6 protein-coding genes and 1 pseudogene are annotated in these 7,212 nt (G+C 61.5%); 3 read left to right on the forward strand and 4 right to left on the reverse strand.

The window, feature by feature from the left end:
• The 3 genes and pseudogenes from QAT43_RS13395 to QAT43_RS13405 form a co-directional block, all read left to right on the forward strand.
• Nucleotides 1-296, forward strand: a pseudogene (locus QAT43_RS13395) (lysine 2,3-aminomutase); the annotation flags it as partial.
• The gene (gene ablB, locus QAT43_RS13400; RefSeq protein WP_305043588.1) at nucleotides 289-1,125 is read left to right on the forward strand and encodes a putative beta-lysine N-acetyltransferase; all 837 of its coding nucleotides are present in this window, start codon (nucleotides 289-291) and stop codon (nucleotides 1,123-1,125) included. The pseudogene QAT43_RS13395 and the gene ablB, both read left to right, overlap by 8 nt.
• Nucleotides 1,126-1,284: 159 nt before the next feature.
• Entirely contained in the window at nucleotides 1,285-1,860 is a 576-nt protein-coding gene (locus tag QAT43_RS13405; RefSeq protein WP_305043589.1) for a manganese efflux pump MntP, read from the forward strand.
• A gap of 19 nt (nucleotides 1,861-1,879) precedes the next feature.
• Here QAT43_RS13405 and QAT43_RS13410 read toward each other — a convergent pair whose 3' ends face one another.
• The 4 genes from QAT43_RS13410 to QAT43_RS13425 form a co-directional block, all read right to left on the reverse strand.
• A complete protein-coding gene (locus tag QAT43_RS13410; protein ID WP_305043590.1) occupies nucleotides 1,880-2,260 on the reverse strand; it encodes a hypothetical protein in 381 nt (126 codons plus the stop codon).
• Nucleotides 2,257-3,789, reverse strand: a complete 1,533-nt coding sequence (locus QAT43_RS13415) for a sensor domain-containing diguanylate cyclase (protein WP_305043591.1) — start codon at nucleotides 3,787-3,789, stop codon at nucleotides 2,257-2,259. Before QAT43_RS13415 ends, QAT43_RS13410 begins: the two co-directional genes overlap by 4 nt.
• A gap of 65 nt (nucleotides 3,790-3,854) precedes the next feature.
• On the reverse strand, nucleotides 3,855-6,224 hold the full coding sequence (locus QAT43_RS13420; protein ID WP_305043592.1) for a putative bifunctional diguanylate cyclase/phosphodiesterase: 2,370 nt from the start codon (nucleotides 6,222-6,224) through the stop codon (nucleotides 3,855-3,857).
• 347 nt (nucleotides 6,225-6,571) lie between these two features.
• Nucleotides 6,572-7,153: a DUF882 domain-containing protein gene (locus tag QAT43_RS13425; RefSeq protein WP_305043593.1), complete on the reverse strand. Its 582-nt coding sequence runs from the start codon at nucleotides 7,151-7,153 to the stop codon at nucleotides 6,572-6,574.
• Nucleotides 7,154-7,212 lie beyond the last annotated feature (59 nt).

Here is a 7,212-nt window from a genome sequence, read left to right on the forward strand (position 1 = left end):
ACGCGCCCGGCGGCGGCGGCAAGATCCCCATGAATCCCAACTATTTGATTTCCCTGTCGACCAACAAGGTGGTGCTGCGCAATTACGAAGGCGTCATCACCACCTATCAGGAACCCGACCGCTACGAAGCCGATTTCTGCAACCGCGACTGCAACGCCTGCCGCCTGCATCTCAAGCTCGGCGACGCCGAGGAATATCGCGCCACGGGCATTGAAATGCTGCTCTCGGACTGGAACCCGACGATTTCCTTGACGCCCGAGAACAATGAGCGCATGGAAAGGAGGGGCCATGAATGACGTGATTGAACAGGTGGGCGGTTCGCGCATCCAGCACGGCAAGAACAACGATCGCATCTACCTGATGAAACTTGCTCCGGAGGAAGCCCCCACGCTGGTGCCGCGCCTGGACCTGCTGGCCAATAATAAAGGCTACACCAAGATTTTCGCCAAGGTGCCCGCGAGGGCGCGCCAGGCCTTCGCCCACGCGGGCTACCGAGAGGAGGCGCGGGTTCCCGGCTTTTTCGCCGGGCGCGAGGATGGATTTTTCGTGGCCAAATATTTCTGTCCAAAACGCCGGAAGGAACGCCGGCCGGAAACCGTGCTCCAGGTCATCGCGGCCGCCCGTGCCAAGGCCGGCCAATCAGGCGGCCGTCCGCTCTCCGAGGGTTTTTACCTGCGCAGGCTCGGCGCGCCTCACACCCCGGCCATGGCCGAGCTCTACCGCACGGTGTTCGCCAGCTATCCCTTCCCGATTCACGACCCCGGATACCTGCGCGAGACCCTGGAGGACAACATCCTTTACTGGGGCGTGTTCGAGGGCGAACAGTTGGTGGCCATTTCCTCCGCCGAAACCTACCCCGCCGACCTGAACGCGGAAATGACCGATTTCGCAACCCTGCCGTCCTATCGCGGGGCGGGACTGGCCCAGGCGCTGCTGGCGGAAATGGAAGGCGAGCTGGCGAGACGCAATTACCGCACCGCCTACACCATCGCCCGCGCCTACAGCTTCGGCATGAACATCACCTTCGCCAAGCACGGCTACGCCTTCAGCGGCACCCTCACCCACAACACCGACATTTCCGGCGAACTGGAAAGCATGAATGTCTGGCACAAGCAATTGCAGTAGGGAAAAGGCCGAAAAACAGGGTGCGCTCGGGCGCCGAACAACTCCCGGCTGACAACTCCCGGCTTGACAGAAGCGGTTCTTCTTCGCGACAATTCTTGCGCGGTATCCATCGGGGTGCCGCGTTTTTTTTCGTCGGAAAACGACTTGTCAGGAGACTGAATGGGTTTTCTCACTCTGATCGGACTCTCCGTGGCCCTGGCCATGGATGCCTTTGCCGTCGCCCTGGGGGTCGGCGTGACCCTGCCGCGCATGACCTTTCGCCATGTCTTCCGGCTGAGCTTTCACTTCGGGCTTTTTCAGGCGCTGATGCCTATTATCGGCTGGCTGGCGGGACTGACCGTGCAGCAGTGGATTTCCGCCTATGCCCCCTGGGTGGCCTTCGGGCTGCTGATGTTCATCGGCGGCAAGATGATGTGGGAAGCCTTTCAGGAGGAAAAAGCCTTGCGGGAGCACCGCGACCCGACACGCGGCCTGTCGCTGTTCTTGCTTTCCGTGGCGACCAGCATCGATGCCCTGGCGGTGGGGCTGAGTCTGGCCATGCTGGAGATCAGCGTCTGGTTTCCGGCCCTGGTCATCGGCCTGGTGGCCTGCACCTTCACCCTGGCCGGCATGCTGCTGGGACGGCGCATCGGCGCGGCCTGGGGGCCGCGCGTCGAAGTCTTCGGCGGGTTGGTGCTGTGCGCCATCGGCGTGAAGATATTGCTGGAGAACACCCTCTTCGCCGGACCCGGCTAAGACAGTCGCACGGCAGGGATTATTGAATAAGGGAGGGAAAAAGCAGGCCGAACAGGGAAATGCCCCCCAGAATCAGGAGAGAGATACGATACTCGTCGCCGGCGCGGCGGCTGCGGCGCCAATTGATGACCAGACCGGCGCTGCTCAGGAACAACCCCACCCCCATCAGCAGGCGCAGGTAAAACAGCAACTCCAGGTTCCAGGTGCTGTCGAGGGGCAACTGATAATAGCGTTCGAAGAAGGTTTCCACCTGTGGCTTGGCCTTGGAGAGCACCATCAGGGCCAGAAGCAGCAGCATCCAGCTGACCACCACCAGCCATTCCAGGGAACGCACCCAAATATCGGGCCGTTGCCGACGCTCGACCCGCGGATAGGTCTGGCGACGATCCGGTTCACTCATGATGCGTTCTTCTCCTCCAGAAGGGCGAGCGCCTGAAAGCCGACCTGATTGCGCCCAGCTCTTTTGGCTGCGTAGAGAGCGGCGTCCGCGGCCTCGATAAGCTCATCCTTGCAGCACAAACCCTGTTCCGCGTCATAACAGGTGGCGCCAACGCTCACCGTGATGCGCAATTCTCCCGCGTCGGTCGCGATGGGCAACTGCTCGATGCCGCGCCGCAGCCGCTGGGCCAGAACCCCCACCCCCTTGGCATCGGTTTCCGGCAACACCACGGCGAACTCCTCGCCGCCGTAGCGCGCCACCACGTCGGTGCGGCGGGTCAGGGATTCGATTTTTCGCGCCAAGGCCTTGAGCACCTGATCGCCCACCGGGTGGCCGTGATTGTCATTGATTTTCTTGAAATGATCAATGTCGAACATCACCAGTCCGATTGGGCGATGATAGCGCACCGCCCGCTTGACCTCCTGGCTGAGCAGATCCTGAAAATAGCGATGGTTGTAGAGTCCGGTCAGGCCGTCGCGAAACGCCAGCTCCTGAAGCTTGTCGTTGGCTTCGGCCAGTTCCTCGGCAAGGCGTTCGGCCTTTTCCTTGGCCTGCTTGAGCTCCATCACCAATTGCTCATAGGAGAGATTGAGCTTGCCCAGCTCCTCATTGGCCTCTTGCAGCAATTGCGAAAAAGGCTTGAGCTTTCCCGGATCCAGATCGAAAGAGGAGAGCACTTCCAGGGTTTTTTCCGCCACGGCATCGATCAGTGCGTCGACGTCCGCCGCGCCGAGCCCCAAGTGGGTCAGCCGCTCCTTGACGAAGGCGAGGCGCTGCGAGGCGCGCGAGCCATGATAGATGGAGGACAGGGCGTCGGCAAGCACCAGAACCTCGCCGCTCGGATCCGAAGTCGCGGCCCCCTCCACCCCGCCGTGATGGTTGCGCACCGCGCGCCAGATGGATTCCGGCAACCCCCAGGATTTGAGCAGCTCGCCCCCCAACTCGCCATGATCGAAGCCGAAGGCGCGCTTTTCGAGAACGACGATCGCCTCCTTGCGCGCGCGCTTGGCGCCGAGCACCCGCAGGTAGCCCTTGGTATCCCAGCCGTACATGACGACGATGCCCAGATCCATGAGCAGGGCCGTCACGAAGGTGTCCTGGGTTTTGCACCCCATGCGCTCGGCCACCAGTTCAGCGCCCACAGCGGCGGTGATGGCACGGCGCCAGAAATAATCGAAGCTGAATTCGCCCTCGGAACTGCCGCGCATGCCCTGGGCGATGACGAAGGACAGGGCAATGTTCTTGAGCTGGTCGACGCCGAGCACGCCGATGGCTTTTTCAATGGTGTCGACGGGGTAGCGCAGGGAATAGACGGAGGAATTGGCCACCCGCAGGATCTTGGCGCTCAGGGCCGGGTCGGCGGCAATGATGCGCCCGAGGTCGCGAAAGGAACTGTCATCGCCACGCACCGCTTCGAGGATGCGCACGGCGATGGCCGGCGGCGAGGGGAGTTTGATATCCTGTCGAAGAACGTCTTGAATGGCGGCCATGAGAATAACCTTTTTTCTTCAATCAGACTGAAAGCACTAAGGTATTGCGCGGGATCGCCACGCATTCATTGCTGAAGCGAGGAGCGCGTCAATAGCTCCGCCACCTCCTCGGCGGGCAGAGGCCGGCTGAAAAGATAGCCCTGCATCTCCTGACAGCTCTGTTTCCTGAGAAAATCGAGCTGCCCCTCGGTCTCGACCCCCTCGGCGATGACCTGGAGCTTGAGACTGTTGCCCATGGCGATGATGGCGGTGGCGATGGCGGCATCGGTGGCGCTGATTTCGATGTCGCGCATGAAGGATTTGTCGATTTTCAAGGTGTTGACGGAAAAACGCTTGAGATGCGCCAGGGACGAATAGCCGGTGCCGAAATCGTCGATGGCGATGTGGATTCCCAGGTCGGTCAGCTGCTTGAGAACGGCCACGGCGAAATCGGGGTTCTGCATGACCACGGTTTCGGTCACCTCAATTTCCAGCCAGCGCGCCTCCAATCCGGTTTCGTCAAGAATTTCGCGGATTTTTTCGGTGAGATTTTTCTGCTGGAGCTGATAGCCGGAAATATTGACGGCCACCCGCACCGGCGGCAGCCCTTGGTCCTGCCAGCGACGATTCTGGGCGCAGGCTTCGCGCAGCACCCATTCACCCAGGGGAAAGATGAGCCCCGTTTCCTCGGCCAGGGGAATGAAATCGCCGGCCGGCAGCAGTCCCAGTTCGGGATGCTGCCAGCGCACGAGGGCTTCCATGGCGGTGACCCGACCGCTGGCGATATCGACCTTGGGTTGGTAATGCAGGAGGAACTGCTCATATTCAATGGCGCGACGAATACTGTTTTCCAGCACCAGACGCCGATCGGCGTCGAAATCCATGCTCGCCAGGTAGAACTGCCAGTTGTTGCGCCCCTGGGCCTTGGCGGCGTACATGGCGATGTCGGCCTTCTTGATCAGCCCCAGGGCATCCTCGCCATCTCCCGGAAAAAGGCTCATGCCGATGCTGGTGGTGATGAACAGCTCGTGACCGTCGAGCCACACGGGCTGGGCCAGGGCCTTGAGAATCTTGCCGGCGACCCGCTCCGCACCCTCCGCTTGGTCGAGGGAGCTCAGGCAGATGGTGAACTCATCGCCGCCCAGGCGCGCGACGGTATCCGCCTCACGCACGCATTGCAGCAGGCGCTGTCCCATCTCCTTGAGCAGACAATCGCCCAGGGGATGGCCGAGGGTATCATTGATGATCTTGAAGCGGTCCAGATCCAGAAACAGCACGGCGACCATCTTGCGGTTGCGCTTGGCGAGGGAGATGGCCTGATTGAGACGCTCCATGAAACAGGCGCGGTTGGGCAAGCCGGTGAGCAGGTCGTGATGCGCCATGTGCAGCAGCTGGGCTTCGGCGCGCTTGCGTTCCGACACATCGCGGCAGATCACCCACAGCAGCGCCTCGCTGTCCGACTGGGTCACGGCGCGGGTCAGGGATCCCTCAACGTCGACCAGCCGCCCATCGCGGGCGACAAAACGGCTGCTCACCAGCGCCACCTGATCGCCGGCCATCACCTTGAGAAAATCACGGTAGCAGGCGTTGCGCGTCTCGGGGTGCAGGATGTCGAGGATGGTCAGCGCGGGCGTGCGGGCCGGGTCGTAGCCGGTGGCCTGCTGCCAGCTGCGGTTGGCGTAGAGAATGCGACCGTTGCCGTCCACGCTGAAGATCAGGTCGTTGGCGGTTTCGAGAAAGCCGCGCAAACGCTGCTCGCTCTCGCCCAAGGCGAGATTTTCGCGGCGGATCACCCCCATCAGGTAGGTGCCGACGACGACGAGGGTCGCGTTGAGCAGACTCACCCAGCACCACATGAGCACCAGATACAGGCCATCATCCTGGCGTCCGGCTTCGACGAAGGGCATCTGCACCGCCGGCCACAGGCCGATAAACTCACCGACCAGCATGGCGCCGTAGAAGGCGCCGCCCAGCAAGCCGAAGCCCCAGACCTGACGTGGTTCTTCGAGCAGGATGGCCGCTTCGAGGGTGACGATCAGATAGACGGGCCAAAACCAGCTGGCGCCGCCGCCGCTGTAATGAATGAGCAAGGTCACCAGAAACAAGTCCAAGGCGATCTGGAGGGAGTCGCCGAGGGGCAGTTCACGCAGGCGCGCATTGCCGAAATGGTACAGGCCGTTGTAAATCAGAACGGCCAGGACCGACACCAGAAGCACCCAGAACTGGGTGGTGGAAAGAAAAAAGCCGTGATCGCTGAAGGCGAAGAGGATACCCGCGACCAAACCATAGCTGGTGATCAGAGCCAGAATGATCCAGCGCGCCTTGGCCACCAGGATGCTACGTTGACGGGCATCGGCGAAGCGCCCGGCGCGGCCCTCGGCGAGGAGCATGGACGAGGAGGCGCCGGCGGCTATTTGCCAGGGCGGCGCAGGGGCGTAATCTTGGTCGAGGGACATAGGCGGCATCCAAAGTGACAAAGCGCCCCCCTGGGCGGGGAAATCACGCCAGGCCCGGGGGACTTGAGACATTCCGCGAATTTAGTTCTCTTTGCAAAAATAGACCCACTTCGGGAGACGCGAAGATTTTTTTTCGGACGGGTCGCTGCCTCCGCGGCAAAAGCGTTCGATTTCAACTCGTTTGCGTCGGCCCGCAGGCATTGTCGCGACGCGGTTTCGGGACCGTTTCCTAAATCTCTTTTTCATTACAAAATGACAACCGCGGCTCTTTCGCCGCCAAATGCAAAAAGGCCCCCGTGAAAGCACGGAGGCCTTTTTCAGAAAATCCCCGGGAAGCGGATGCCGACTTACCAGGAACGCACCGCGCCGGTATCGAGATGGACGAAATTCGACCGCGGGTAATAGCCCACGCCGCCGCGCTGCATGCGGATGGCGGCGCGCTGCACGGTACGCAGATCGCAACCGGGGATGCGCAGATCCACGGCGCGGCCATCCATGTGCAGGCTGCGCCTGGCAACGCCTCGGCCCTGCTCGCGCAGCATCTGGTTGGTCAGGGGCGAGCGGTAGCCGGAAATGATGTGCACGGGATTTTTGACGCCCAGGGTCTTGCGCAAGGCGAAAATCTGGTCGAGCAGCGCGGGGTCGATGGGCGCTGTTTCGTTCTGGCGGAAATCGCGCAGCAGAAAACTGATGTCCTCGAGGGTTTCCTCCACATAACCGCCATTGACCCAATAAACGGCGTTCTTGAGATTTTCCCCGGTGTGGGTGTTGTAGAAGGACAGGGAGCGTTCACGGGCGGAAGGTCGGGCCAAGGCCAGTGCCGGGGCGGGAAGCGCCAGGGCGGCCAAGGCAATAAGCTGACCTTTGATGAAGGTTCGACGGTTCAGCGGGCAGAGGGAGCTCTGCTCCTGAAATTCGGACGACTGCATCTCGGGTATTCTCCTCGGTAGTCAAAGATAGGCCGGATAAGGGCTTTTTAAACATTCCG

Source organism: Geoalkalibacter sp. (genome assembly GCF_030604225.1).
Lineage (GTDB): Bacteria > Desulfobacterota > Desulfuromonadia > Desulfuromonadales > Geoalkalibacteraceae > Geoalkalibacter.

Coding starts and splice junctions, on each gene's coding strand:
- ablB (WP_305043588.1), top strand. CDS start 289: ATGAATGACGTGATTGAACAGGTGGGCGGTTCGCGCATCCAGCACGGC.
- QAT43_RS13405 (WP_305043589.1), top strand. CDS start 1,285: ATGGGTTTTCTCACTCTGATCGGACTCTCCGTGGCCCTGGCCATGGAT.
- QAT43_RS13410 (WP_305043590.1), bottom strand. CDS start 2,260: ATGAGTGAACCGGATCGTCGCCAGACCTATCCGCGGGTCGAGCGTCGG.
- QAT43_RS13415 (WP_305043591.1), bottom strand. CDS start 3,789: ATGGCCGCCATTCAAGACGTTCTTCGACAGGATATCAAACTCCCCTCG.
- QAT43_RS13420 (WP_305043592.1), bottom strand. CDS start 6,224: ATGTCCCTCGACCAAGATTACGCCCCTGCGCCGCCCTGGCAAATAGCC.
- QAT43_RS13425 (WP_305043593.1), bottom strand. CDS start 7,153: ATGCAGTCGTCCGAATTTCAGGAGCAGAGCTCCCTCTGCCCGCTGAAC.